Below are 23,381 nucleotides of genomic sequence, written 5' to 3' on the forward strand. Positions count from 1 at the left end.
CAAATTGCTTGGGTGTTATATGGTCAAGCCTCACGGGCAATTAGTATTGGTTAGCTCAACGCCTCACAGCGCTTACACACCCAACCTATCAACGTCGTAGTCTTCGACGGCCCTTTAGGGGATTCAAGATCCCAGTGAGATCTCATCTTGAGGCAAGTTTCCCGCTTAGATGCTTTCAGCGGTTATCTTTTCCGAACATAGCTACCCGGCAATGCCACTGGCGTGACAACCGGAACACCAGAGGTTCGTCCACTCCGGTCCTCTCGTACTAGGAGCAGCCCCTCTCAAATCTCAAACGTCCACGGCAGATAGGGACCGAACTGTCTCACGACGTTCTAAACCCAGCTCGCGTACCACTTTAAATGGCGAACAGCCATACCCTTGGGACCGGCTTCAGCCCCAGGATGTGATGAGCCGACATCGAGGTGCCAAACACCGCCGTCGATATGAACTCTTGGGCGGTATCAGCCTGTTATCCCCGGAGTACCTTTTATCCGTTGAGCGATGGCCCTTCCATACAGAACCACCGGATCACTAAGACCTACTTTCGTACCTGCTCGACGTGTCTGTCTCGCAGTCAAGCGCGCTTTTGCCTTTATACTCTACGACCGATTTCCGACCGGTCTGAGCGCACCTTCGTACTCCTCCGTTACTCTTTAGGAGGAGACCGCCCCAGTCAAACTACCCACCATACACTGTCCTCGATCCGGATAACGGACCTGAGTTAGAACCTCAAAGTTGCCAGGGTGGTATTTCAAGGATGGCTCCACGCAAACTGGCGTTCACGCTTCAAAGCCTCCCACCTATCCTACACAAGCAAATTCAAAGTCCAGTGCAAAGCTATAGTAAAGGTTCACGGGGTCTTTCCGTCTAGCCGCGGATACACTGCATCTTCACAGCGATTTCAATTTCACTGAGTCTCGGGTGGAGACAGCGCCGCCATCGTTACGCCATTCGTGCAGGTCGGAACTTACCCGACAAGGAATTTCGCTACCTTAGGACCGTTATAGTTACGGCCGCCGTTTACCGGGGCTTCGATCAAGAGCTTCGCGTTAGCTAACCCCATCAATTAACCTTCCGGCACCGGGCAGGCGTCACACCCTATACGTCCACTTTCGTGTTTGCAGAGTGCTGTGTTTTTAATAAACAGTCGCAGCGGCCTGGTATCTTCGACCGGCATGAGCTTACGGAGCAAGTCCTTCACCCTCACCGGCGCACCTTCTCCCGAAGTTACGGTGCCATTTTGCCTAGTTCCTTCACCCGAGTTCTCTCAAGCGCCTTGGTATTCTCTACCCAACCACCTGTGTCGGTTTGGGGTACGGTTCCTAGTTATCTGAAGCTTAGAAGCTTTTCTTGGAAGCATGGCATCAACCACTTCGTCACCTAAAAGGTAACTCGTCATCAGCTCTCGGCCTTAGAACCCCGGATTTACCTAAGATTCCAGCCTACCACCTTAAACTTGGACAACCAACGCCAAGCTGGCCTAGCCTTCTCCGTCCCTCCATCGCAATAACTAGAAGTACAGGAATATTAACCTGTTTTCCATCGACTACGCTTTTCAGCCTCGCCTTAGGGACCGACTAACCCTGCGTCGATTAACGTTGCGCAGGAAACCTTGGTCTTTCGGCGTGGGTGTTTTTCACACCCATTGTCGTTACTCATGTCAGCATTCGCACTTCTGATACCTCCAGCAAGCTTCTCAACTCACCTTCACAGGCTTACAGAACGCTCCTCTACCGCATCACTTACGTGATACCCGTAGCTTCGGTGTATGGTTTGAGCCCCGTTACATCTTCCGCGCAGGCCGACTCGACTAGTGAGCTATTACGCTTTCTTTAAAGGGTGGCTGCTTCTAAGCCAACCTCCTAGCTGTCTAAGCCTTCCCACATCGTTTCCCACTTAACCATAACTTTGGGACCTTAGCTGACGGTCTGGGTTGTTTCCCTTTTCACGACGGACGTTAGCACCCGCCGTGTGTCTCCCATGCTCGGCACTTGTAGGTATTCGGAGTTTGCATCGGTTTGGTAAGTCGGGATGACCCCCTAGCCGAAACAGTGCTCTACCCCCTACAGTGATACATGAGGCGCTACCTAAATAGCTTTCGAGGAGAACCAGCTATCTCCGAGCTTGATTAGCCTTTCACTCCGATCCACAGGTCATCCGCTAACTTTTCAACGGTAGTCGGTTCGGTCCTCCAGTCAGTGTTACCTAACCTTCAACCTGCCCATGGATAGATCGCCCGGTTTCGGGTCTATTCCCAGCGACTAGACGCCCTATTAAGACTCGCTTTCGCTACGCCTCCCCTATTCGGTTAAGCTCGCCACTGAAAATAAGTCGCTGACCCATTATACAAAAGGTACGCAGTCACAGAACAAAGTCTGCTCCCACTGCTTGTACGCATACGGTTTCAGGATCTATTTCACTCCCCTCTCCGGGGTTCTTTTCGCCTTTCCCTCACGGTACTAGTTCACTATCGGTCAGTCAGTAGTATTTAGCCTTGGAGGATGGTCCCCCCATATTCAGACAAGGTTTCTCGTGCCCCGTCCTACTCGATTTCATGACTAAGAGATTTTCGCGTACAGGGCTATCACCCACTATGGCCGCACTTTCCAGAGCGTTCCGCTAATCTCAAAGCCACTTAAGGGCTAGTCCCCGTTCGCTCGCCACTACTAAGGGAATCTCGGTTGATTTCTTTTCCTCAGGGTACTTAGATGTTTCAGTTCCCCTGGTTCGCCTCTTGCACCTATGTATTCAGTACAAGATAACCATCTTATGATGGCTGGGTTCCCCCATTCAGAGATCTCCGGATCAAAGTCTGTTTGCCGACTCCCCGAAGCTTATCGCAGGCTACCACGTCTTTCATCGCCTCTGACTGCCAAGGCATCCACCGTATGCGCTTCTTCACTTGACCATATAACCCCAAGCAATCTGGTTATACTATGAAGACGACATTCGCCGAAAATTTGCAATTTAACTCACAAATTTTACCTTAGCCTGATCCGTTACCAGTGAAAGTAACGTTCAGTCTATCTTTCTATCACATACCCAAATTTTTAAAGAACGATCTAATCAAAAGACTAGAAATCAACATTCAATGTGAATGCTCATTTCTAAGCTTTCAGAAGCAGTTTATGGTGGAGCCAAGCGGGATCGAACCGCTGACCTCCTGCGTGCAAGGCAGGCGCTCTCCCAGCTGAGCTATGGCCCCATAACAAAATTGGTGGGTCTGGGCAGATTCGAACTGCCGACCTCACCCTTATCAGGGGTGCGCTCTAACCAACTGAGCTACAGACCCAATTTCGAGCTTGTAACTGTTAGCTTGGAGCTATCAGCTTGGAGCTTAAAGCTGCTTCTATCGTCTTCTTCAATGAATCAAGCAATTCGTGTGGGAGCTTATGAAGCAGCTGATGTCGTCGATTAAGGAGGTGATCCAGCCGCAGGTTCCCCTACGGCTACCTTGTTACGACTTCACCCCAGTCATGAATCACACCGTGGTAACCGTCCCCCCGAAGGTTAGACTAGCTACTTCTGGTGCAACCCACTCCCATGGTGTGACGGGCGGTGTGTACAAGGCCCGGGAACGTATTCACCGCGACATTCTGATTCGCGATTACTAGCGATTCCGACTTCACGCAGTCGAGTTGCAGACTGCGATCCGGACTACGATCGGTTTTATGGGATTAGCTCCACCTCGCGGCTTGGCAACCCTTTGTACCGACCATTGTAGCACGTGTGTAGCCCAGGCCGTAAGGGCCATGATGACTTGACGTCATCCCCACCTTCCTCCGGTTTGTCACCGGCAGTCTCCTTAGAGTGCCCACCATAACGTGCTGGTAACTAAGGACAAGGGTTGCGCTCGTTACGGGACTTAACCCAACATCTCACGACACGAGCTGACGACAGCCATGCAGCACCTGTCTCAATGTTCCCGAAGGCACCAATCCATCTCTGGAAAGTTCATTGGATGTCAAGGCCTGGTAAGGTTCTTCGCGTTGCTTCGAATTAAACCACATGCTCCACCGCTTGTGCGGGCCCCCGTCAATTCATTTGAGTTTTAACCTTGCGGCCGTACTCCCCAGGCGGTCAACTTAATGCGTTAGCTGCGCCACTAAGAGCTCAAGGCTCCCAACGGCTAGTTGACATCGTTTACGGCGTGGACTACCAGGGTATCTAATCCTGTTTGCTCCCCACGCTTTCGCACCTCAGTGTCAGTATCAGTCCAGGTGGTCGCCTTCGCCACTGGTGTTCCTTCCTATATCTACGCATTTCACCGCTACACAGGAAATTCCACCACCCTCTACCATACTCTAGCTTGCCAGTTTTGGATGCAGTTCCCAGGTTGAGCCCGGGGCTTTCACATCCAACTTAACAAACCACCTACGCGCGCTTTACGCCCAGTAATTCCGATTAACGCTTGCACCCTCTGTATTACCGCGGCTGCTGGCACAGAGTTAGCCGGTGCTTATTCTGTCGGTAACGTCAAAATACTCACGTATTAGGTAAGTACCCTTCCTCCCAACTTAAAGTGCTTTACAATCCGAAGACCTTCTTCACACACGCGGCATGGCTGGATCAGGCTTTCGCCCATTGTCCAATATTCCCCACTGCTGCCTCCCGTAGGAGTCTGGACCGTGTCTCAGTTCCAGTGTGACTGATCATCCTCTCAGACCAGTTACGGATCGTAGCCTTGGTGAGCCATTACCTCACCAACTAGCTAATCCGACCTAGGCTCATCTGATAGCGTGAGGTCCGAAGATCCCCCACTTTCTCCCGTAGGACGTATGCGGTATTAGCGCCCGTTTCCGGACGTTATCCCCCACTACCAGGCAGATTCCTAGGCATTACTCACCCGTCCGCCGCTCGCCACCAGGTACAAGTACCCGTGCTGCCGCTCGACTTGCATGTGTTAGGCCTGCCGCCAGCGTTCAATCTGAGCCATGATCAAACTCTTCAGTTCAAACATCTTTGGGTTTTGAGAAAACCCTAAACTTGGCTCAGCAATCGTTGGTTACATCTTTGATTTCTCGCGGAGTAACTTGTGATGCTGATAATCTTTTTGACTATCAGTCTGACCCCACAAGCACCCACACGAATTGCTTGATTCAGTTGTTAAAGAGCGGTTGGTTAAGATCTTTCGTCTCAACCGAGGCGCGCATTCTACAGCAGCCTCATTTGCTGTCAAGCGATTTTTTAAGAAGTTTTTGAAGATTTCCTCAACAACTTCAACCACTTGCGCTTTCGATCTCTCGTTAGCGGGAGGCGAATTCTACAGCGTTACACGCTGCTGTCAACACCTCTTTTTAACCGCTTTCGACCGAGACGATCGAATCGTTAACAAGGCGAAAACACACTGCCTTACTAACTGCTTCTGGCTTCGATGAACTGAAGCGTAACCGCTGCCGAAAACTGCGTAACTCGTTGAATTTCAAGGAGTTTTCCGTTTCGACTGCGCCGGAAGTGGGGCGAATTATAGAGACATATAACTCGCCGTCAACACCTATTTTCTGTTTTATTCGGATTTGAGCGTAATGCGCGCAAATGCCTTCTTGCCGGCCTGACAAACATGCGTAGCGCCCAATACGTATATAAAGGTGCGATCAACAACTTCGCCATCCACGCGCACACCACCAGAACCCAGAAGATCACGCGCCACTGCAGCGTTCTTAACCAGCCCAGCTTTATTAAGGACAGCAGCAATCGGCATATCCTCAGTGGCCGCCAGCTCGATCTCCGGCAGATCCTCTGGCAGTTCGCCATCCTTCATGCGGTTGCCCGCAGCACGATGAGCACTTGCAGCCGCCTCCTCACCATGGAAGCGCGCAACAATTTCCTCGGCCAGCTTGATCTTGATGTCACGCGGATTCGCACCCGCCTCGACATCAGCGCGGAATGCATCGATTTCTTCCATCGAACGGAAGCTGAGCAGCTCGAAATAACGCCACATCAACGCATCAGGAATGGAAACCAACTTGCCATACATAACCCCTGGCGCTTCCTGGATACCCACGTAGTTGCCCAAGGACTTGGACATCTTCTTGACCCCATCCAACCCTTCAAGCAACGGCATGGTCAGGATGCATTGCGCCTCTTGACCATAACCGCGCTGCAGCTCACGCCCCATCAACAGGTTGAACTTCTGATCGGTACCACCCAGCTCGACATCCGCACGCAGCGCAACCGAGTCGTACCCCTGAACCAGCGGATACAAAAACTCATGGATAGCAATCGGCTGATTGGTCGAGTAGCGCTTATCGAAGTCATCGCGCTCGAGCATGCGCGCAACCGTGTATTGAGAAGTCAGACGAATGAAGTCCGCCGGCCCCATCTTGTCCATCCAAGTCGAGTTGAAAGCCACCTCAGTCTTGGCTGGATCAAGAATCTTGAAGACCTGGCTTTTATAGGTCTCGGCATTTTCCAGAACCTGCTCGCGAGTCAACGGCGGACGAGTGGCACTCTTGCCGCTTGGATCACCGATCATCCCGGTAAAGTCGCCAATCAGGAAGATCACTTGATGACCCAGATCCTGAAATTGACGCAGCTTATTGATAAGCACGGTATGCCCAAGGTGCAAATCCGGCGCAGTCGGATCGAAGCCGGCCTTGATACGCAGCGGCACGCCACGTTTGAGCTTCTCGATCAACTCGGACTCGACCAACAACTCTTCCGCACCACGCTTGATCAGCGCTAGCTGCTCTTCAACCGACTTCATAACAGACCCGCAAGGCTCAGATTCAAAAGGGAACCAACCATACAAGATCACGGACTAATTACAAGTTTTGCCCGGCGTACGGGTGCATTCAGAGAACAGAGTGTCCGCGCGCTTGCGTCACAGATGATTTGGTTATATTTTATACAGTTATTTCATCTTCATCATGTCATTCATCTTTTCCATTTCATCTTTTCAAAGTCAAATTACCTATGACCACCGAACCGTCTAAAGCGCCACCGCTTTATCCGAAGAGCCACCTGCTCGCCGCAAGCGGCATAGCAGCCCTTCTAAGTCTGGCTCTGCTGGTATTCCCTTCCAGTGATGTTGAAGCCAAAAAAACCACCTTGAGCCTTGATCTGGAAAGCCCGATCGAGCAACTCACACAAGATCAAGACGCTGCATCTACGGAACAAGCCACAACTGAAGCAGTAGCCTCACCTTTCGCACAGATCGAAAACACCCCGGAAGACACCACGGAAACCGCAGAAAGCAAACCTGCGCCCGCCGTCGTGGAAGAAGCAAAAGCTCCAGGCCACAGAGAAGTAACAGTCACCAAGGGCGACACCCTGTCCACACTGTTCGAGAAGGTTGGCCTGCCCGCCACCTCGGTGCACGAAATACTGGCTAGCGACAAGCAAGCCAAACAGTTTTCTCAGCTCAAACATGGCCAGAAGCTGGAGTTCGAACTGACTCCAGACGGCCAACTGAACAACCTGCACACGAAAGTCAGCGACCTGGAAACCATCACGCTGACCAAGGGCCCCAAAGGCTTTACCTTCAACCGAGTAATCACCAAGCCAGTAGTGCGCTCAGCCTACGTTCACGGCGTGATCAACAGTTCGCTTTCACAGTCTGCGGCCCGTGCCGGCCTGTCCCATAGCCTGACCATGGATATGGCGAGCATTTTCGGCTACGACATCGACTTCGCTCAGGACATTCGCCAGGGTGACGAGTTTGACGTGATCTATGAGCAGAGGGTGGCCAACGGCAAAGTGGTCGGGACCGGCAATATCCTCTCCGCGCGTTTCACCAACCGTGGCAAAACCTACACCGCAGTGCGCTACACCAACAAACAAGGCTCAAGCAGCTACTACACCGCAGACGGCAACAGCATGCGCAAGGCGTTCATCCGCACGCCAGTGGACTTTGCCCGCATCAGCTCACGCTTCTCCATGGGGCGCAAGCATCCAATCCTGAACAAGATCCGCGCTCACAAGGGCGTCGACTATGCCGCTCCGCGGGGTACCCCCATCAAGGCCGCCGGCGACGGCAAGGTCCTGCTGGCAGGTCGCCGCGGCGGTTACGGCAACACCGTGATCATCCAGCACGGCAATACCTACCGCACGCTGTATGGCCACATGCAAGGCTTCGCCAAAGGTGTCAAAACCGGCGGCTCGGTGAAGCAGGGTCAGGTCATTGGCTATATCGGCACCACAGGCCTGTCCACCGGCCCACACTTGCATTACGAGTTTCAGGTCAATGGCGTCCACGTAGACCCGCTGGGCCAGAAACTGCCAATGGCCGACCCGATCGCCAAGGCAGAACGTGCTCGTTTCCTCCAGCAGAGCCAGCCTCTGATGGCTCGAATGGAGCAGGAAAAGGCCACGATGCTGGCCTCGAGCAAGCGCTGAACCATGGCGCGCTATATAGGAGTCATGTCCGGAACCAGCCTTGATGGCCTGGACATCGCCCTGATCGAGCAGGATCCGGCGATCAGACTGATCGCCACCCACTACATCCCCATGCCAGAGTCCCTGCGCGCCGAGCTGTTGAGCTTGTGCGCCAGCGGCCCAGACGAGATCGCCCGCTCCGCCATGGCTCAGCAGCATTGGGTCAAGCTGGCTGCCCAGGGCATCCATAGCCTTCTGCAACAGCAACAACTGCAAGCTGGGGAGATTCGCGCCATTGGCAGTCACGGCCAGACAGTACGTCATGAACCGAGCCGCGGTTTTACTGTACAGATTGGCAACCCGGCACTGCTTGCAGAGCTCACCGGTATAAGCGTCGTCAGTGACTTTCGCAGCCGCGATGTAGCCGCCGGCGGCCAAGGGGCGCCACTAGTCCCGGCCTTCCACGAAGCCCTGTTCGAACGGCGCACAGGAAACCGTGCAGTTCTGAACATTGGCGGCTTCAGCAACCTGAGCCTGATCGAGACGGACAAACCGGTGACCGGCTTCGATTGCGGCCCAGGCAATGTACTGCTCGACACCTGGATACAGGATCAACGCGCAGAAACCTTTGACCGCAACGGCCAGTGGGCAGCCAGCGGCCAGCTCGACCAGTCCTTATTGACAACCCTGCTCAGCGACCCGTTCTTCGCTACCCAGGGGCCGAAGAGCACAGGGCGCGAAGTATTCAATCTGCAGTGGCTGCAACGGCAGCTGGCACAGCACCCTCCGCTTCCCGCCGAAGATGTGCAAGCCACCCTGCTGGAACTGACAGCGCTGACCATCGTTCACTCGCTACAGGCGGCACAGAGCGACACCCAGGAGCTTCTGGTCTGTGGCGGCGGCGCCCACAACAATGCCCTGATGCAGCGCCTCGCGGCCCTACTGCCCGGGACACGGGTGAGCAGCACCGCTGTATATGGCGTGGATCCCGACTGGGTCGAGGCCATGGCCTTCGCCTGGCTGGCCCATTGCTGCATGGAAGGCATTGCCGCCAACCGCCCCAGCGTTACCGGCGCCCGCGGCCTGCGGATACTGGGCGCTATCTACCCTGCTTGAACACCAGACAGCAAAACGCCGCAGGATCGTCAGACCCTGCGGCGCTAGGCGAATGGCTTTGAGCGATCGATCAGATCGAAAACGATGACCCGCAACCACAGGTAGTAGTGGCATTGGGGTTTTTGATCACGAAACGCGAACCTTCCAGGCCTTCCTGATAGTCCACCTCAGCACCGGCCAGGTACTGGAAACTCATGGGGTCCACCACCAGGCTCACACCCTCGCGCTCAACGATGGTGTCATCCTCGGCCACTTCCTCATCAAAAGTGAAACCGTACTGAAACCCCGAACAACCGCCGCCCGTAACGAATACGCGCAGCTTCAAGCGATCATTACCCTCTTCGTCGACCAGGGTCTTCACCTTGTGCGCTGCACCTTGAGTGAATTGCAAAGCCGTGGGGGTGAAGGATTCAACGCTCATGCTGACTATCTCCCGGCGTTAAGCCGCCATACTGCGTAATGACGCGCATTATCCGCTTCTCCTAGAAAAGCGGTCAACTATTGTTACGGTATATCAATAGTCGTACAGCTACCCGCATAACGCACAAAGGCCCGTCAGACGGGCCTTTGTGTTCAACGCTAAAACGGCCTTAAGGCAGCATGCCCGCGTGGGACAGCCCCAGACGCTCATCCAGGCCAAAGAGGATGTTGAGGTTTTGCACCGCCTGGCCCGAAGCGCCCTTGACCAGGTTGTCGATGACCGACAGCACCACCACCAGATCACCGTCCTGCGGACGATGCACCGCGATCCGGCACACGTTGGCGCCACGCACGCTACGGGTTTCAGGATGACTGCCCGCTGGCATCACATCGACAAAGGGTTCGTTGGCATAGCGCTTCTCGAACAACGCCTGCAAATCAACCGAACGGTCCACCACCGTCGAGTAGAGCGTGGAGTGAATACCGCGAATCATCGGCGTCAAATGCGGAACGAAGGTCAGACCTACATCCTTGCCCGCCGCCCGACGCAAGCCCTGGCGGATTTCCGGCAAGTGACGATGCCCTTTGACCGCGTAGGCCTTCATGCTCTCAGAGGTTTCCGAGTACAGCGAACCCACGCTGGCGCCACGGCCGGCGCCGCTGACACCCGACTTGCAGTCGGCGATCAGACGCGACGCATCAGCCAGCCCCGCTTCCAGCAGCGGCAGGAAGCCCAGCTGGGTAGCGGTTGGATAGCAGCCCGGAACAGCGATCAGCCGAGCCTTCTTGATCTGCTCGCGGTTGACTTCCGGCAAGCCGTAGACCGCCTCATCCAGCAATTCGGGAGCGCCGTGGGGCTGGCCGTACCACTTGGCCCACTCATCGGCATCCTGCAAACGGAAGTCCGCCGACAGGTCGATGACCTTGGTTCCCGCCGCCAGCAACTCCCCGGCCAGGGCATGGGCTACCCCGTGAGGCGTGGCGAAGAACACCACATCGCAAGCCCCCAGGCTCTTGATATCCGGCACGCTAAAGGCCAGGCCGTCATAGTGACCGCGCAGGTTCGGATACATGTCGGCGACGGCCAGGCCGGCTTCGGATCGCGAAGTGATGACCTCCACTCGCGCTTGCGGATGCTGTGCCAACAGACGCAGCAGTTCGACACCGGTGTAACCCGTGCCGCCGACGATACCGACCTTGACCATAAACCTGCCCTCAACGAACCCACTGGAAAGCTGCCGATAATAGGGGCGGCGCGCCCCTGCGACAACCGTCAAGGTGACGTGCGGCCGCTCTACCCTCTACTATCTTCGCCACCGTGAATCTGGGAATAACTAAAAATGCTCTATCTATGGCTCAAAGCCTTTCATATCGTCAGCGTGGTCTGCTGGTTTGCCGGCCTGTTCTACCTGCCACGCCTGTTCGTCTATCACGCCCAAAGCGAAGACAGCGTCAGCCGCGAGCGCTTCTGCCTGATGGAGCGCAAGCTGTACCGCTTCATCATGGGCCCGGCGATGATCGCGGCGCTGATCTTCGGCATCTGGCTGATCAGTCTCAACCCCAGCGCCTACTTCGGCCAGGGCGGCTGGATGCACGCCAAACTGACCCTGGTGGTGATCCTGATCGGCTATCACCACATGTGCGGCGCTCAAGTGAAACGCTTCGCCCGTGGCGAGAACACCCGCAGCCATGTCTTTTATCGCTGGTTCAATGAAGTACCGGTTCTGCTATTGCTGGCTATCGTAATTTTGGTCGTTGTCAGGCCGTTCTAACACTGACTAGTCACTTGCCTGGGGGTACTCCAATGTCACTGCCCGTTCTGCTCGAGCAACACCTGCGCCTGCCCCTGGTGGCGGCGCCGATGTTCCTGATCTCCAACCCCGAACTGGTCCTGGCCTGCTGTCGCAATGGCGTGGTCGGCAGCTTCCCGGCCCTGAACCAGCGCGAAAGCAGTGGCTTCAAGGCCTGGCTCGAAGAGATCGAGGCGGGGCTGGACAAATTGGAGAACCCTGCCCCCTACGCGGTGAACCTGATCGTGCACAACAGCAATCCGCGCCTGCAGGCGGACCTGCAGATCTGCATCGAACACCAAGTGCCGATCGTCATCACCAGCCTGGGAGCGGTCAAGGAAGTCGTGGACGCCGTACACAGCTACGGCGGCCTGGTGTTCCATGACGTGACCACGCGCCGGCACGCGGAGAAAGCCGCAGAAGCCGGAGTCGATGGACTGATCGCCGTCGCCGCAGGGGCCGGCGGCCATGCTGGCACCTGGAGCCCCTTCGCCCTCATCGCCGAAATCCGCCAGTTCTTCGACAAGACCCTGCTGCTGGCCGGCTGCCTGAACCGCGGCCACGAGATTCTCGCCGCTCAATTGCTCGGTGCCGACCTGGCGTACCTGGGTACACGCTTTATCGGCACCCGCGAAAGTCATGCACCGGACGCCTACAAGGAGATGCTGCTCAGCTCCCGCGCTGCGGACATCGTGCACACCGCCGCCGTGTCCGGGGTGCCCGCCAGTTTCATGCGCCAAAGCCTGGAGAATGCCGGTTTCGACCTGGCTGCCCTGCAGGGCAAGGGTGAAATCAACTTCGGTTCCAAGCTCAAGCCCATCAGCGACGAGGCCAAGGCCTGGAAAACCGTTTGGTCGGCCGGCCAAGGCGTAGGCGAAATCGACGACCTGCCCAGCGTCGATCAATTGATCGCCCGCCTGGACAGCGAATACCAGGCCGCCCAGGCACGCGCCGCGCAGTTGGGCAATCGCTGGCCACGTTAACCCGTTCTCATTGTTTTTTGGCCAGCGGGGGGGCGCTGGCCTTAAACTAGCCGCCTTTTATGTAAGCCTTCTTTTCAAAAGACAGGGATGCCCCCCATGAGCGAAACTCGCTACAAGATTGTTTTCGACGGCGCGCTGCTGCCCGGCGTCGAGAAGTCCACCGCCCAACTGAACCTGGCAGAACTGTTCAAAAGCGATGCTGCCGCAGTGGAGCGTCTGTTCAGCGGCCAACGGGTAGAGCTCAAACGCGATCTGACCCAAGCGGATGCCCAGCGCTACCTGGAAGCCCTGAAAAACGCCGGGATCGACGCCCGTATCGAAGCTGAACAGGCACTGGACCTGAACCTGGACGCGGTCACCCATGCCCCGAGCCCGGCGCCGATCAGCGAGTCGCCCTACGCGCCTCCCCAAGCCACGGTCGGCGAAGCTCTGCCGCAATACGCCACACTCAATGTCTTCAGCTTCGAAGGCCGCATCGGTCGCCTGCGCTACCTGGCCTGGACCCTGGTCCTGACGGTCGCGATGCTGGCCGTGGTCGGAGTCGGTGCGTTTTTCGGCATTCTTTCCGCTGCTGTGCTCAACTCCACGCTCCTCACTGGAGTGGGGATCGTCGGCGGCATCGTGGTGTTCATCGGTTTCCTCGTCGTCAGCATCCAGATCAGCGTGCAGCGCCTGCATGACCTGGGCTGGTCCGGCTGGCTGTGGCTGCTGAACTTCGTGCCAATCGTCGGCAGCATCTTCCCCCTGGTGCTGATGGTCAGCCCGGGCAGCAACGTCGCCAACCGCTACGGCGCCCCACCACCGCCCAATACCACTGCGGTCAAGGTCCTGTCGTGGATGTGGGTGGTACTGATCGTGGCATTGATCGTTGGCATGGTGGCCGGTGGCCTGAGCTCCCTGGAAGATCGCTACAGCGAGACCAGCTACAGCGAAAGCGTCGACTCCGGCAGCGTTGACGAAGATGCTGAACCCGCCGACAGCGCCGCGGCCCCTGTAGAATCCGAGCAAGAATAAACGCGTCCGAGCCTGCGACCCTTCCTGTCGCAGGCGACCGGCCGTTGCGATGGAGAAATGCATGACCCGTTACGCTCTGATCACCGGCGCTTCCAGCGGCATAGGCCTGGCCCTGGCCGAAGCACTGGCCCGGCGTGGGCGCAACCTGCTTCTGGTGGCCCGCCAGCGTGATCAGCTGGAAAGCATCGCCCTGGAGTTGACCCAACGTTTTGGTGTCGAAGTGCTGTTTCGCGCCTGCGACCTGGGGGAGCCCTTGCGCCTGTCCGGCTTCCTGTTGGAACTGGAGGAAGGCGAGCGTCAGATCGATCTGCTGGTCAACTGCGCCGGCATCGGCACCTGCGGCCCCTTCCTGGCCCAGGACTGGATGACCGAACAGGACCTGATCGAGGTCAACATCCTCGCCCTGACCCGCCTGTGTCATGCCCTGGGCAACAGCATGGCGCTGCTGGGCGGCGGACAGATTCTCAACGTCGCCTCGGTAGCCGCCTTCTATCCGGGCCCGTGGATGAGCACCTACTACGCCAGCAAGGCCTATGTCCTGCACTTCTCCGAAGGCCTGCGCGAAGAACTGAAGAAATGCGCCGTCAAGGTCTCGGTGCTGTGCCCCGGCCCGACTCGCACGGGCTTTTTCCGCACGGCACAAATGGACACTCAAAGGCTCAACGACAGCAAACTGCTCATGAGCCCCGAGGAAGTGGCCCTGTACGCGGTCCGCGCGCTGGAGAAGAACCGCGCCATCATCATTCCCGGCCGCCTGAATCGCTGGATGGCTTTCAGCAGCCGCCTCGGCTCGCGCTGGCTGACCCGCAAGATCGTCGGTTACGTCAATCGGGCCTATTGCCCACGTTAGATGCCGGGCTGGGCGCACAGGATGAGCCTGAGTACACTCAGCCCGGACCAACCCAATGGAGAAACAGCTGTGGATACTCTGTTCACCAAGATCATCAACAGAGAAATACCCGCGAAGATCATCTACGAGGACGACCAGGTTCTGGCCTTCCACGACATCGCCCCGCAAGCGCCGGTGCACTTCCTGGTGATTCCGAAAAAGCCCATCCGCACCCTCAACGACCTCACCGAGGACGACAAGGCCCTGGCCGGGCATATTCTGTTCACCGCCCAGCGACTGGCCAAGGAACAAGGCTGTGAAGACGGCTTCCGGGTGGTGATGAACTGCAATGAGCTGGGCGGACAGACCGTCTACCACATTCACATGCATGTGCTGGGTCAACGTCAGATGAACTGGCCTCCGGGCTGATTGCCCCACCCACGCCCCCCCTGCACGGCGCCCTCTCGTCCGGTCTGCGACGAGGGTGCGCTGATCCAGCGCAGTTTTCGCCCCATCGATTGGAGTAAACTGGCCGCCGTGATTCTTCCCGGAGATAAGCATGACTACCCAACGTCACTACTCGCCGATTGACCGCCTGCTGCTGCAGGCCGATATGGCCATGCGCACGCTGTTGCCGTTCAGTGGCCAACCTTATCGCCCGTCGCCGGCCATCGTGCAGCCGGAAGCGCAGATGAGTGACGAGGACACCCGGCATGTTGCCGGCCTGATGCGCATCAACCACACCGGGGAAGTCTGTGCCCAGGCGCTGTACCAGGGCCAGGCGCTGACCGCCAAGCTGCCCCAGGTACGCCAGGCCATGGAGCATGCCGCCGAAGAAGAGATCGACCACCTGGCCTGGTGCGAACAGCGCATCCGTCAGCTGGGCAGCCATCCCAGTGTGCTCAATCCATTGTTCTACGGCCTGTCGTTCGGCATCGGCGCAGCGGCCGGCCTGATCAGCGACAAGGTCAGCCTGGGTTTCGTCGCCGCCACCGAAGATCAGGTCTGCAAACACCTGAACGAGCACCTGGAACAGCTCCCGGCCGAGGACGAAAAGTCCCGGGCCATTCTCGAGCAGATGCGGATCGACGAAGAACACCACGCCGAAACCGCCCTTGAAGCCGGCGGCTTTCGCTTCCCGGCACCGGTCAAGTTCGGCATGAGCCTGTTGGCCAAGGTCATGACCAAAAGCACCTACCGGATCTGACCCCGCTACTGCCGCTGACAAAAAAGGGCGCTCCATGAGCGCCCTTTGCTTTGCCCGAAACAATCGACGCCAATCAGCCGAGCTCGACGATTTCGTAATCGTGAGTGATGGCCACGCCAGCGGCGCCGAGCATGATCGAGGCCGAGCAGTATTTCTCGGCCGACAGCTCGATAGCGCGCTTGACCTGGGCTTCCTTCAAGCCCCGCCCCTTGACCACGAAGTGCATGTGAATCTTGGTGAAGACCTTGGGATCTTCGGTCGCGCGTTCGGCGTCGAGGAAGGCCTCGCAACTTTCCACGGCCTGGCGCGATTTCTTCAGAATGCTGACCACATCGAAGTTGCTGCAACCGCCCACGCCCAACAGGAGCATTTCCATGGGGCGAACACCCAGATTACGTCCACCGGCTTCTGGTGGGCCGTCCATCACCACGACATGACCGCTGCCCGACTCACCGAGGAACATGGCTTCGCCAGCCCATTGGATGCGTGCCTTCATCGCCAAGACTCCACTGCTAAAAAAGGGTCGCCAGCTTAGCACAGGGTTTTGCCCGGGCCGCGCTTTGCTCGATGTAGGCCTATTGCCGATCCTTACCAAGAAAAATCTTAAATCCGCTTAGGATGTGTCTGTTAAGCTGACGCCAAATGAATGGCGCATCGCCAGCGTCAAACAGCTTCGCTGTTCGCCCCATAACAAACACCTCATACCGTGCAGTCTTTTCGGGATACAACCATGGTTGCTATTGCCCCCACCTCCAGGATCAAAAATCTCGACAAGTTGCTGATGCACTGTCAACGCCGCCGGCACCAGGCCAAGAGCAACATCATCTGCGCCGGCGACGTGTCCGACAGCCTGTACTTCATCATCAAGGGTTCGGTGACCATCCTCATCGAAGACGACGACGGCCGGGAGATGATCATTGCCTACCTCAACGCCGGGGACTTCTTCGGCGAGCTGGGGCTGTTCGAAGAGGCCGGGCAGGAGCAGCAACGCAGCGCCTGGGTGCGCGCCAAGGTGGAATGTGAAGTGGCGGAAATCAGCTATGCCAAGTTCCGAGAGCTGTCGCAGATCGATCCGGACATTCTGTACGTGCTGAGCGGGCAGATCGCCCAACGCCTGCGCAACACCACGCGCAAGGTCGGCGATCTGGCGTTCTTCGATGTGACCGGACGGGTTGCCCGCTGCTTGCTGGAGCTGTGCAAGCAACCGGATGCCATGACCCATCCGGACGGCATGCAGATCAAGATCACCCGCCAGGAGATCGGCCGGATCGTCGGCTGTTCACGGGAGATGGTCGGCCGCGTCCTCAAGGACCTGGAAGAACGCAATCTGGTTCATGTCAAAGGCAAGACCATGGTGGTGTTCGGCACCCGCTAACCCGGCAGAAAGCCCTTGAGCATCTCGCGGTAGAGACTGTCCAGCCGGCCGATGGCATCGGGGGCGGCAAAAGCCTCATGCAAGGCGATATGGCTTTCGGCCCGGCAACGCTGCTCCAGTCCACAGGCCTGATTGAAGCTATTGACCGCTTCTACCATCGAGGCGCGCTCGTTATCCAGCAACAAGGCTCCGTGTACCAGCCCCACCGGCCGCTGCCCGCCCTTGCTCTGACGCCAGCGCTGGGCAGTGCCGACCAGTTTGCGACCGTCCAGATTGACGTTGAAGCGCCCATCGCAAAAGGCACCGTCCACCTCTCCCAACGACGGATTGCCTCCCAGCTCAGTGAGCAGGTCGCAAATCGGTTGGCACAAGCGTCGATAGGCCGTTTCAATCCGCCCCTGATCCCCCTCGCTACGCGGCGGCGCGTAGACCAGCGCAATGTTCACCGTGGCCGCCGACTGCGGCACTGGCTCGCCACCGGTTTCCCGCAGCAACACCGGCCAGCCATTGGCGGCCGACACCTGGCAAGCCTGCTCGAATCCGGGCAGGCGGCTCAGGCGCCGCGGCATCACTAGCGCCCGGTCACTGGGTTGCCAGAACAGCAGGCCAAACTCCTGCTCTGTGGCACACACCTGAGCCAGCAGATCCTGCTCGGCCTGCAGGCCGGCTTCGACGGTCAAGGCAAGGGGTTGAGTCATGACAGGGAAAGTCCTTGGCAGTGGATATGAAAAAGCCGGCATCGCCGGCTTGTTCAGTGTTTCAGGTTCAGTCCAGGGTCGAACCGCTGACCGGGACGCCGCGTTCAGGGAAGAACAGGCGTTGCAGCTCGCTGCCCGGACTCTCGGCGCGCATGAACGCCTCGCCCACCAGGAACGAATAGACGTTGCTGATTTCCATCAGCTCAACATCGGCACGATTGAGAATGCCACTCTCGGTAATCACCAGGCGGTCGCGGGGAATCCGCGGCAGCAGGTCGAGGGTGGTTTCCAGGTCGACATCGAAGGTGTGCAGGTTGCGGTTGTTGATCCCCACCAACGGCGTGTCGAGGGTTTTCAGTGCCCGCTCCAGCTCATCGCCATCGTGCACTTCCACCAGCACATCCAGGCCAACGCCTTTGGCCACCGCGGCCAGCTCGGCCATTCGCGCGTCATCCAGCGCGGCGACGATCAGCAGCACACAGTCGGCCCCCAGGGCACGGGCTTCGACGATCTGATAGGGATCGATCATGAAATCCTTGCGGATAACCGGCAACTTGCTGGCAGCCCGAGCCTGTTGCAGGTAAGCATCGGCGCCCTGGAAAAAGTCGACGTCGGTGAGCACCGACAGGCAGGTGGCGCCGCCCTTCTCATAACTCCTGGCAATGTCCGCCGGCACAAAGTTCTCGCGGATCACACCTTTGCTGGGGGATGCCTTCTTGATCTCGGCGATCACCGCCGGTTGCTTGAGCTTGGCCTGCTCCTGCAGAGCCTTGGCGAAGCCACGCGGGGCATCGGCGGCTCGCGCCAGGGTTTCCAGCTCGGCCAGGCTGACACGCGCGCTACGCTCGGCAACCTCCTGCACCTTGCGGGCGAGGATCTTTTCCAGAACAGTCGGCACACTCATCCTTCATTCTCCTGCTTGAACACCGCGGTAAAGGCGCCCAGTTCCTCAAGCTTTTCCCGGGCCAGGCCCGTGTGCAACGCATCGTGAGCCAGGGCCACGCCCTCTTTCAGGCTGCTGGCATGATCCGCGGCATACAGCGCCGCGCCGGCATTGAGCACAATCATTTCGGCGGCCTTCTGGCCATGCTCGGTCTTGCGTCGTCCCAGGGCATCGCGAATCAGCTCCAGGGACGCCGCCGGGCTCTCCACCACCAGACCAAACAGGCTCTGGCTCTTCATGCCCAGGTCCTCGGGCTGCACCCAGTACTCGGTAATCTGGTCATTCTTCAGCTCGGCCACATAGGTCGGTGCAGCCAGGCTGAACTCGTCCAGGCCATCCTGGGAGTGCACCACCAGCACATGCTTGCTGCCCAGGCGCTGCAAAACCTCGGCCAATGGCCGGCACAGCGCCTGGGTGAACACGCCCACCACCTGATGTTTCACGCCGGCCGGATTCGTAAGCGGGCCAAGCATGTTGAACAGGGTGCGCAGACCAAGGTCGCGACGCGGGCCAGCGGCATATTTCATGGCGCCGTGATGAGACTGGGCAAACATGAAGCCGATACCGACGTTGTCGATGCAGCGGGCCACCTGGACCGGCGTCAGGTTCAGGTAGACCCCGGCCGACTCCAGCAGGTCGGCACTGCCGCTCTTGCCGGACACCGCGCGATTGCCATGTTTGGCGACCGTGCAGCCGGCCGCCGCCACCACAAAAGAAGAAGCCGTGGACACGTTGAAGATGTTCGCACCGTCACCGCCGGTGCCTACCACATCCACCACACCGTCGAGGGTCTTGAGCTCGACCTTGTCCGCCAACTCGCGCATCACCGACACCGCGCCGACGATTTCGTCGATGCTTTCGCTTTTCATGCGCATGGCCATCATGAAGGCGCCAATCTGCGCATCGGTGCACTGACCGGTCATGATCTCGCGCATCACATCGCGCATCTCGTCGGTGCTCAGGTCCAGATGGCCGACAATACGGCTCAGGGCAGTCTTGATATCCATGAAAAGTCCTTAGCGCGTGCCGCCGCTCTGTTTGAGGAAGTTGGCGAACAGCTCGTGGCCCTGCTCGGTGAGAATAGACTCGGGGTGAAATTGCACACCCTCGATATTCAATGTCTTGTGGCGCAGCCCCATGATCTCGTCGACGGAACCGTCTTCCAGTTGAGTCCAGGCAGTGACTTCGAGGCAGTCGGGCAGGCTGTCCCGCTTGACCACCAGCGAGTGGTAGCGGGTCACCGTCAGCGGCAGATTCAGGCCGCTGAATACCCCCAGGTCACGATGGAACACGGGGCTGGTCTTGCCGTGCATCACTTGCCGGGCACGTACCACCTGGCCGCCAAAGGCCTGGCCGATGGACTGGTGACCCAGGCACACGCCGAGAATCGGCAGCTTGCCGGCGAAATGCTTGATCGCCTCGATGGAGATACCGGCCTCGGTGGGTGTGCAAGGACCGGGCGAAACCACGATGCGCTCAGGCTTGAGCGCCTCGATTTCAGCCACGGTCAGCTCGTCATTGCGCACCACCTTGACCTCGGCACCCAACTCGCCCAGGTACTGGACGACGTTATAGGTGAAGGAGTCGTAGTTATCGATCATCAGCAACATAGTGGAAACTCCTCAAGCCTTGGATGCGGGGGTTTGTTCAGCCAGTGCCACGGCACGGAACATTGCGCGACGCTTGTTCAGCGTCTCTTCCCACTCCAGGGTCGGCACCGAGTCGGCAACAATCCCGCCGCCGGCCTGTACATGCAGCTCACCGTTCTTGATCACCGCGGTGCGAATGGCAATCGCGGTGTCCATGTTGCCGTTCCAGGCGAAGTAACCCACGGCGCCGCCGTAGATGCCGCGCTTGACCGGCTCCAGCTCGTCGATGATTTCCATGGCCCGGATCTTCGGCGCCCCGGACAACGTCCCCGCCGGCAGGATCGCCCGCAGAGCATCCATCGCTGTCAGCCCGGCCTTCAATTGACCGGTGACGTTGGAGACGATGTGCATCACGTTGGAATAACGCTCGATGACCATCTTCTCGGTGAGCTTCACGCTACCGATTTCGGATACGCGACCGGTGTCGTTGCGCCCCAGGTCGATCAGCATCAGGTGCTCGGCAATTTCCTTGTCGTCCGACAGCAGGTCCTGTTCCAGGGCCAGGTCGGCTTCCTCGGTAGCGCCCCGCGGACGGGTACCGGCAATCGGCCGCACGGTAATCAGGTTGTCCTCGACCCGCACCAGCACCTCCGGCGAACTGCCCACGACATGGAAGTCACCGAAGTTGAAGAAGTACATGTAAGGCGTCGGGTTGAAGCAGCGCAGCGCCCGGTACAGGTCGATGGGCGCGGCCGAAAAATCGATGGACATGCGCTGGGACGGCACCACCTGCATGCAGTCACCGGCCAGGATGTACTCCTTGATAGTGTCCACCGCGCGCTCATAGTCGCCCTGGGTGAAGCTGGAGCGGAACACCGGCTCCGCCGCCGACTGCTTGCTGAAATCCAGCCCGGGGCGTGGGGTGATCGGCTGGCGCAGCTGTGCCAGCAACTCCTGCAAACGCGCCTGGCCGGCTTCGAACGCATTGTCCTGGCTCGGATCGGCCAGCACGATGGCGTGCATCTTGCCCGCCAGGTTGTCGAACACCACCACTGCATCGGAAACCATCAGCAGGATATCCGGCACGCCGATCGGATCCGGATTCGGGCACTGGCCCAAGCGCGGCTCGACATAACGCACGCAGTCATAACCGAAGTACCCCACCAGGCCGCCGTTGAAACGCGGCAGGCCGGCGATGGTCGGTACGTTGTAGCGGGCTTTGAATTCCTCGACGAAGGCCAGTGGATCGGCCACTTCATGGCTTTCGATCTCGATCCCGTCATGGGTCACGCTGACCCGGTGCCCCTGCACACGCAATACGGTGCGGCACGGCAGGCCAATGATCGAATAGCGCCCCCACTTCTCGCCGCCCTGCACCGACTCCAGCAAGTAGGAGTTGGGCTGATCGGCCAGTTTCAGGTAGATCGACAGCGGCGTGTCGAAGTCGGCAAGGGTTTCGCAGGCCAGCGGGATACGGTTGTAACCGGCTGCGGCCAAACGCAGGAATTCTTCGCGAATCATGGGATGCCTCGTGGCTTGAGGGTCTAACAGTCAGGTATGCAAACACGCCGGCAGGGCCGGCCAGACAAAAATCAGGCGCGCCAACGCCAACGGGCCAAGGCCTTGATGACTTTCATCCAGAGTTTGCGAGTGACCACCACGATGGAATTTCCAGAAGGGGATGGAACAGCGTCGGGCAACGTTATCTCAGCGGCAGGTTCTAAGCAACCGGGGATCAGCGCCCGCAGGTTGTCGATCACCAGCGCCGGGGATTCCTCGGCAATCGGCCGACCATGGTTGTAGCCGTAGCTCAGCGCCACGCACTTGACCCCCGCGGCCTTGGCCGCCAGCACGTCACTGCGCGAGTCGCCGACGAACAGCGACTGCGAGGCTGGCACGCTGGCCATCTTCATCACGAAGAACAGCGCCGCCGGGTCCGGCTTCTTCTGCGGCAGGGTGTCGCCACCGATGATCCAGCGGAAATACCGGCCGATCTTCATCTGATCCAGCAAGGGGGCGACGAAACGCTCGGGCTTGTTGGTGATCAGGGCCATTTCCACGCCCTGCTTGTGCAGCCACTTGAGGGTTTCGCGCACGCCGGGATAGACCACGGTCAGCTCATGACTGTCCTCATAGGCCGCATTGAACAGCTCAAGAGCGTGCTCGGCCTCGACATCGTCGACGTCCTGGGCCTCCAGGCTGTTGGCCAGGGCCCGGCGCACCAGCATCGGCGCGCCATTGCCGACCCACTCGCGCACCGCGTCGATACCCGCAGGCTTGCGCCCCAGCTTGAGCAGCATCTGATCCACGGCGGCCGCGAGGTCCGGCACCGAATCGACCAGAGTGCCATCCAGGTCGAACATCACCAGCCGCGGCAGACGCCCCGGGAACAGCTGCTCAAATGCGCTCATGAGCGCGCCAGCGCCAGTTCGGCGCGCATCTTCTCGATGACTTCCCGGTAGTTCGGCGCATTGAAGATCGCCGAGCCGGCAACAAAGGTGTCAGCGCCTGCTGCGGCGATCTCACGGATGTTGCCGACGTTCACCCCACCGTCGATCTCCAGGCGGATATCACGGCCGGAGGCATCGATCAGGGCCCGTGCCTCACGCAGCTTGTCGAGGGTCCCAGGAATGAACTTCTGCCCGCCGAAACCCGGGTTGACGCTCATCAGCAGCACCATGTCGACCTTGTCCATCACGTACTTGAGCACGTCCAGCGGGGTTGCCGGGTTGAACACCAGGCCCGCCTTGCAACCGCCTTCGCGGATCATCTGCAGGGAGCGATCCACGTGCAGGGTGGCTTCCGGGTGAAAGGTGATGTAGGTCGCGCCCGCCTCGATGAAGTCGCCGATGATGCGGTCCACCGGGGTCACCATCAGGTGCGCATCGATCGGCGCGGTGATCCCGTACTTGCGCAGCGCCGAGCAGACCATCGGGCCGATGGTCAGGTTCGGCACATAGTGGTTGTCCATGACATCGAAGTGGACGATATCGGCACCGGCGGCCAGGACATTGTCCACTTCCTCGCCCAGACGGGCGAAGTCGGCGGAGAGAATCGACGGAGCAATAGCGAAGGGCTGCATGACGCACCTTTTTTGA

20 protein-coding genes, 2 tRNA genes and 2 rRNA genes are annotated in these 23,381 nt (G+C 58.5%); 9 read left to right on the forward strand and 15 right to left on the reverse strand.

The annotated features are described in order from the left end of the window. Positions 1-19: 19 nt before the first annotated feature. The 5 genes from PST29_RS27265 to tyrS all read right to left on the reverse strand — a co-directional run bounded on the left by PST29_RS27265 (position 20) and on the right by tyrS (position 6,709). Positions 20-2,911: ribosomal RNA gene (locus PST29_RS27265) — 23S ribosomal RNA — on the reverse strand. Positions 2,912-3,132: 221 nt separating this feature from the next. Beyond that, a tRNA-Ala gene (locus PST29_RS27270) sits at positions 3,133-3,208 on the reverse strand. A gap of 10 nt (positions 3,209-3,218) precedes the next feature. Next, positions 3,219-3,295: transfer RNA gene (locus PST29_RS27275), tRNA-Ile, on the reverse strand. A gap of 123 nt (positions 3,296-3,418) precedes the next feature. Further along, positions 3,419-4,957 (reverse strand): 16S ribosomal RNA (locus PST29_RS27280). The 16S and 23S rRNA genes sit together here with 2 tRNA genes alongside, the layout of an rRNA operon. 552 nt (positions 4,958-5,509) lie before the next feature. Then, entirely contained in the window at positions 5,510-6,709 is a 1,200-nt protein-coding gene (tyrS, locus tag PST29_RS27285) for a tyrosine--tRNA ligase (RefSeq protein ID WP_060844775.1), read from the reverse strand. Positions 6,710-6,918: 209 nt separating this feature from the next. Between tyrS and PST29_RS27290 the strand changes: the two genes are divergently transcribed. Both PST29_RS27290 and PST29_RS27295 read left to right on the forward strand, forming a co-directional pair. Continuing rightward, positions 6,919-8,340 carry a peptidoglycan DD-metalloendopeptidase family protein gene (locus tag PST29_RS27290; protein WP_060841347.1) on the forward strand — a complete coding sequence of 474 codons (1,422 nt, stop codon included), beginning with the start codon at positions 6,919-6,921 and terminating at the stop codon, positions 8,338-8,340. A gap of 3 nt (positions 8,341-8,343) precedes the next feature. After that, positions 8,344-9,435: an anhydro-N-acetylmuramic acid kinase gene (locus tag PST29_RS27295; protein ID WP_060844776.1), complete on the forward strand. Its 1,092-nt coding sequence runs from the start codon at positions 8,344-8,346 to the stop codon at positions 9,433-9,435. A gap of 70 nt (positions 9,436-9,505) precedes the next feature. Here PST29_RS27295 and erpA read toward each other — a convergent pair whose 3' ends face one another. Together erpA and argC are read right to left on the reverse strand one after the other, a co-directional pair. Further along, complete coding sequence (erpA, locus tag PST29_RS27300) at positions 9,506-9,856, reverse strand: iron-sulfur cluster insertion protein ErpA (RefSeq protein ID WP_011063789.1); 351 nt, start codon at positions 9,854-9,856, stop codon at positions 9,506-9,508. Between the two features lie 169 nt (positions 9,857-10,025). Beyond that, entirely contained in the window at positions 10,026-11,060 is a 1,035-nt protein-coding gene (argC, locus tag PST29_RS27305) for an N-acetyl-gamma-glutamyl-phosphate reductase (protein WP_060844777.1), read from the reverse strand. 135 nt (positions 11,061-11,195) lie between these two features. Between argC and hemJ the strand changes: the two genes are divergently transcribed. The 6 genes from hemJ (at position 11,196) to coq7 (ending at position 15,678) form a co-directional block, all read left to right on the forward strand. Next, positions 11,196-11,627: a protoporphyrinogen oxidase HemJ gene (gene hemJ, locus PST29_RS27310; RefSeq protein ID WP_060841350.1), complete on the forward strand. Its 432-nt coding sequence runs from the start codon at positions 11,196-11,198 to the stop codon at positions 11,625-11,627. 32 nt (positions 11,628-11,659) lie between these two features. Beyond that, a complete protein-coding gene (locus tag PST29_RS27315; RefSeq protein ID WP_060841351.1) occupies positions 11,660-12,628 on the forward strand; it encodes an NAD(P)H-dependent flavin oxidoreductase in 969 nt (322 codons plus the stop codon). Positions 12,629-12,724: 96 nt separating this feature from the next. Continuing rightward, positions 12,725-13,642, forward strand: a complete 918-nt coding sequence (locus tag PST29_RS27320) for a DUF805 domain-containing protein (protein WP_060844778.1) — start codon at positions 12,725-12,727, stop codon at positions 13,640-13,642. Between the two features lie 61 nt (positions 13,643-13,703). Beyond that, entirely contained in the window at positions 13,704-14,492 is a 789-nt protein-coding gene (locus tag PST29_RS27325; protein WP_060844779.1) for an SDR family NAD(P)-dependent oxidoreductase, read from the forward strand. Positions 14,493-14,561: 69 nt separating this feature from the next. Further along, a complete protein-coding gene (locus PST29_RS27330; RefSeq protein ID WP_016963742.1) occupies positions 14,562-14,900 on the forward strand; it encodes a histidine triad nucleotide-binding protein in 339 nt (112 codons plus the stop codon). A 130-nt stretch (positions 14,901-15,030) separates the two neighbouring features. Then, positions 15,031-15,678 carry a 2-polyprenyl-3-methyl-6-methoxy-1,4-benzoquinone monooxygenase gene (gene coq7, locus PST29_RS27335; protein ID WP_011063796.1) on the forward strand — a complete coding sequence of 216 codons (648 nt, stop codon included), beginning with the start codon at positions 15,031-15,033 and terminating at the stop codon, positions 15,676-15,678. Between the two features lie 73 nt (positions 15,679-15,751). On the opposite strand, the gene PST29_RS27340 is transcribed toward coq7, so the two are convergent. Continuing rightward, positions 15,752-16,174 (reverse strand): OsmC family protein, encoded by a 423-nt coding sequence (locus tag PST29_RS27340; protein WP_009045862.1) that lies wholly within the window; start codon positions 16,172-16,174, stop codon positions 15,752-15,754. Between the two features lie 234 nt (positions 16,175-16,408). Between PST29_RS27340 and crp the strand changes: the two genes are divergently transcribed. Continuing rightward, positions 16,409-17,053: a cAMP-activated global transcriptional regulator CRP gene (gene crp, locus PST29_RS27345; RefSeq protein WP_060844780.1), complete on the forward strand. Its 645-nt coding sequence runs from the start codon at positions 16,409-16,411 to the stop codon at positions 17,051-17,053. On the opposite strand, the gene PST29_RS27350 is transcribed toward crp, so the two are convergent. The 7 genes from PST29_RS27350 to rpe form a co-directional block, all read right to left on the reverse strand. Continuing rightward, on the reverse strand, positions 17,050-17,751 hold the full coding sequence (locus tag PST29_RS27350) for a lipoate--protein ligase family protein (RefSeq protein ID WP_060844781.1): 702 nt from the start codon (positions 17,749-17,751) through the stop codon (positions 17,050-17,052). The two genes, crp and PST29_RS27350, sit on opposite strands and share 4 nt — an antisense overlap. 67 nt (positions 17,752-17,818) lie before the next feature. Next, entirely contained in the window at positions 17,819-18,655 is an 837-nt protein-coding gene (trpC, locus tag PST29_RS27355; protein WP_060841356.1) for an indole-3-glycerol phosphate synthase TrpC, read from the reverse strand. Continuing rightward, entirely contained in the window at positions 18,652-19,701 is a 1,050-nt protein-coding gene (gene trpD / locus PST29_RS27360) for an anthranilate phosphoribosyltransferase (RefSeq protein ID WP_016963746.1), read from the reverse strand. Before trpD ends, trpC begins: the two co-directional genes overlap by 4 nt. Before the next feature lie 9 nt (positions 19,702-19,710). Continuing rightward, positions 19,711-20,304, reverse strand: a complete 594-nt coding sequence (locus PST29_RS27365; RefSeq protein ID WP_060841357.1) for an aminodeoxychorismate/anthranilate synthase component II — start codon at positions 20,302-20,304, stop codon at positions 19,711-19,713. A 12-nt stretch (positions 20,305-20,316) separates the two neighbouring features. Further along, positions 20,317-21,804: an anthranilate synthase component I gene (gene trpE / locus PST29_RS27370; RefSeq protein ID WP_060841358.1), complete on the reverse strand. Its 1,488-nt coding sequence runs from the start codon at positions 21,802-21,804 to the stop codon at positions 20,317-20,319. A gap of 71 nt (positions 21,805-21,875) precedes the next feature. After that, positions 21,876-22,694, reverse strand: a complete 819-nt coding sequence (locus PST29_RS27375) for a phosphoglycolate phosphatase (RefSeq protein WP_060841359.1) — start codon at positions 22,692-22,694, stop codon at positions 21,876-21,878. After that, the gene (rpe, locus tag PST29_RS27380; RefSeq protein WP_060841360.1) at positions 22,691-23,365 is read right to left on the reverse strand and encodes a ribulose-phosphate 3-epimerase; all 675 of its coding nucleotides are present in this window, start codon (positions 23,363-23,365) and stop codon (positions 22,691-22,693) included. Before rpe ends, PST29_RS27375 begins: the two co-directional genes overlap by 4 nt. Between the last annotated feature and the right edge of the window lie 16 nt (positions 23,366-23,381).

The organism is Pseudomonas sp. St29, from assembly GCF_001547915.1.
Lineage (GTDB): Bacteria > Pseudomonadota > Gammaproteobacteria > Pseudomonadales > Pseudomonadaceae > Aquipseudomonas.

Excerpts from the sequence above, each read along its gene's own strand:
- tyrS (WP_060844775.1), bottom strand. The coding sequence starts at position 6,709 with ATGAAGTCGGTTGAAGAGCAGCTAGCGCTGATCAAGCGTGGTGCGGAA.
- PST29_RS27290 (WP_060841347.1), top strand. The coding sequence starts at position 6,919 with ATGACCACCGAACCGTCTAAAGCGCCACCGCTTTATCCGAAGAGCCAC.
- PST29_RS27295 (WP_060844776.1), top strand. The coding sequence starts at position 8,344 with ATGGCGCGCTATATAGGAGTCATGTCCGGAACCAGCCTTGATGGCCTG.
- erpA (WP_011063789.1), bottom strand. The coding sequence starts at position 9,856 with ATGAGCGTTGAATCCTTCACCCCCACGGCTTTGCAATTCACTCAAGGT.
- argC (WP_060844777.1), bottom strand. The coding sequence starts at position 11,060 with ATGGTCAAGGTCGGTATCGTCGGCGGCACGGGTTACACCGGTGTCGAA.
- hemJ (WP_060841350.1), top strand. The coding sequence starts at position 11,196 with ATGCTCTATCTATGGCTCAAAGCCTTTCATATCGTCAGCGTGGTCTGC.
- PST29_RS27315 (WP_060841351.1), top strand. The coding sequence starts at position 11,660 with ATGTCACTGCCCGTTCTGCTCGAGCAACACCTGCGCCTGCCCCTGGTG.
- PST29_RS27320 (WP_060844778.1), top strand. The coding sequence starts at position 12,725 with ATGAGCGAAACTCGCTACAAGATTGTTTTCGACGGCGCGCTGCTGCCC.
- PST29_RS27325 (WP_060844779.1), top strand. The coding sequence starts at position 13,704 with ATGACCCGTTACGCTCTGATCACCGGCGCTTCCAGCGGCATAGGCCTG.
- coq7 (WP_011063796.1), top strand. The coding sequence starts at position 15,031 with ATGACTACCCAACGTCACTACTCGCCGATTGACCGCCTGCTGCTGCAG.
- PST29_RS27340 (WP_009045862.1), bottom strand. The coding sequence starts at position 16,174 with ATGAAGGCACGCATCCAATGGGCTGGCGAAGCCATGTTCCTCGGTGAG.
- crp (WP_060844780.1), top strand. The coding sequence starts at position 16,409 with ATGGTTGCTATTGCCCCCACCTCCAGGATCAAAAATCTCGACAAGTTG.
- PST29_RS27350 (WP_060844781.1), bottom strand. The coding sequence starts at position 17,751 with ATGACTCAACCCCTTGCCTTGACCGTCGAAGCCGGCCTGCAGGCCGAG.
- trpC (WP_060841356.1), bottom strand. The coding sequence starts at position 18,655 with ATGAGTGTGCCGACTGTTCTGGAAAAGATCCTCGCCCGCAAGGTGCAG.
- trpD (WP_016963746.1), bottom strand. The coding sequence starts at position 19,701 with ATGGATATCAAGACTGCCCTGAGCCGTATTGTCGGCCATCTGGACCTG.
- PST29_RS27365 (WP_060841357.1), bottom strand. The coding sequence starts at position 20,304 with ATGTTGCTGATGATCGATAACTACGACTCCTTCACCTATAACGTCGTC.
- trpE (WP_060841358.1), bottom strand. The coding sequence starts at position 21,804 with ATGATTCGCGAAGAATTCCTGCGTTTGGCCGCAGCCGGTTACAACCGT.
- PST29_RS27375 (WP_060841359.1), bottom strand. The coding sequence starts at position 22,694 with ATGAGCGCATTTGAGCAGCTGTTCCCGGGGCGTCTGCCGCGGCTGGTG.
- rpe (WP_060841360.1), bottom strand. The coding sequence starts at position 23,365 with ATGCAGCCCTTCGCTATTGCTCCGTCGATTCTCTCCGCCGACTTCGCC.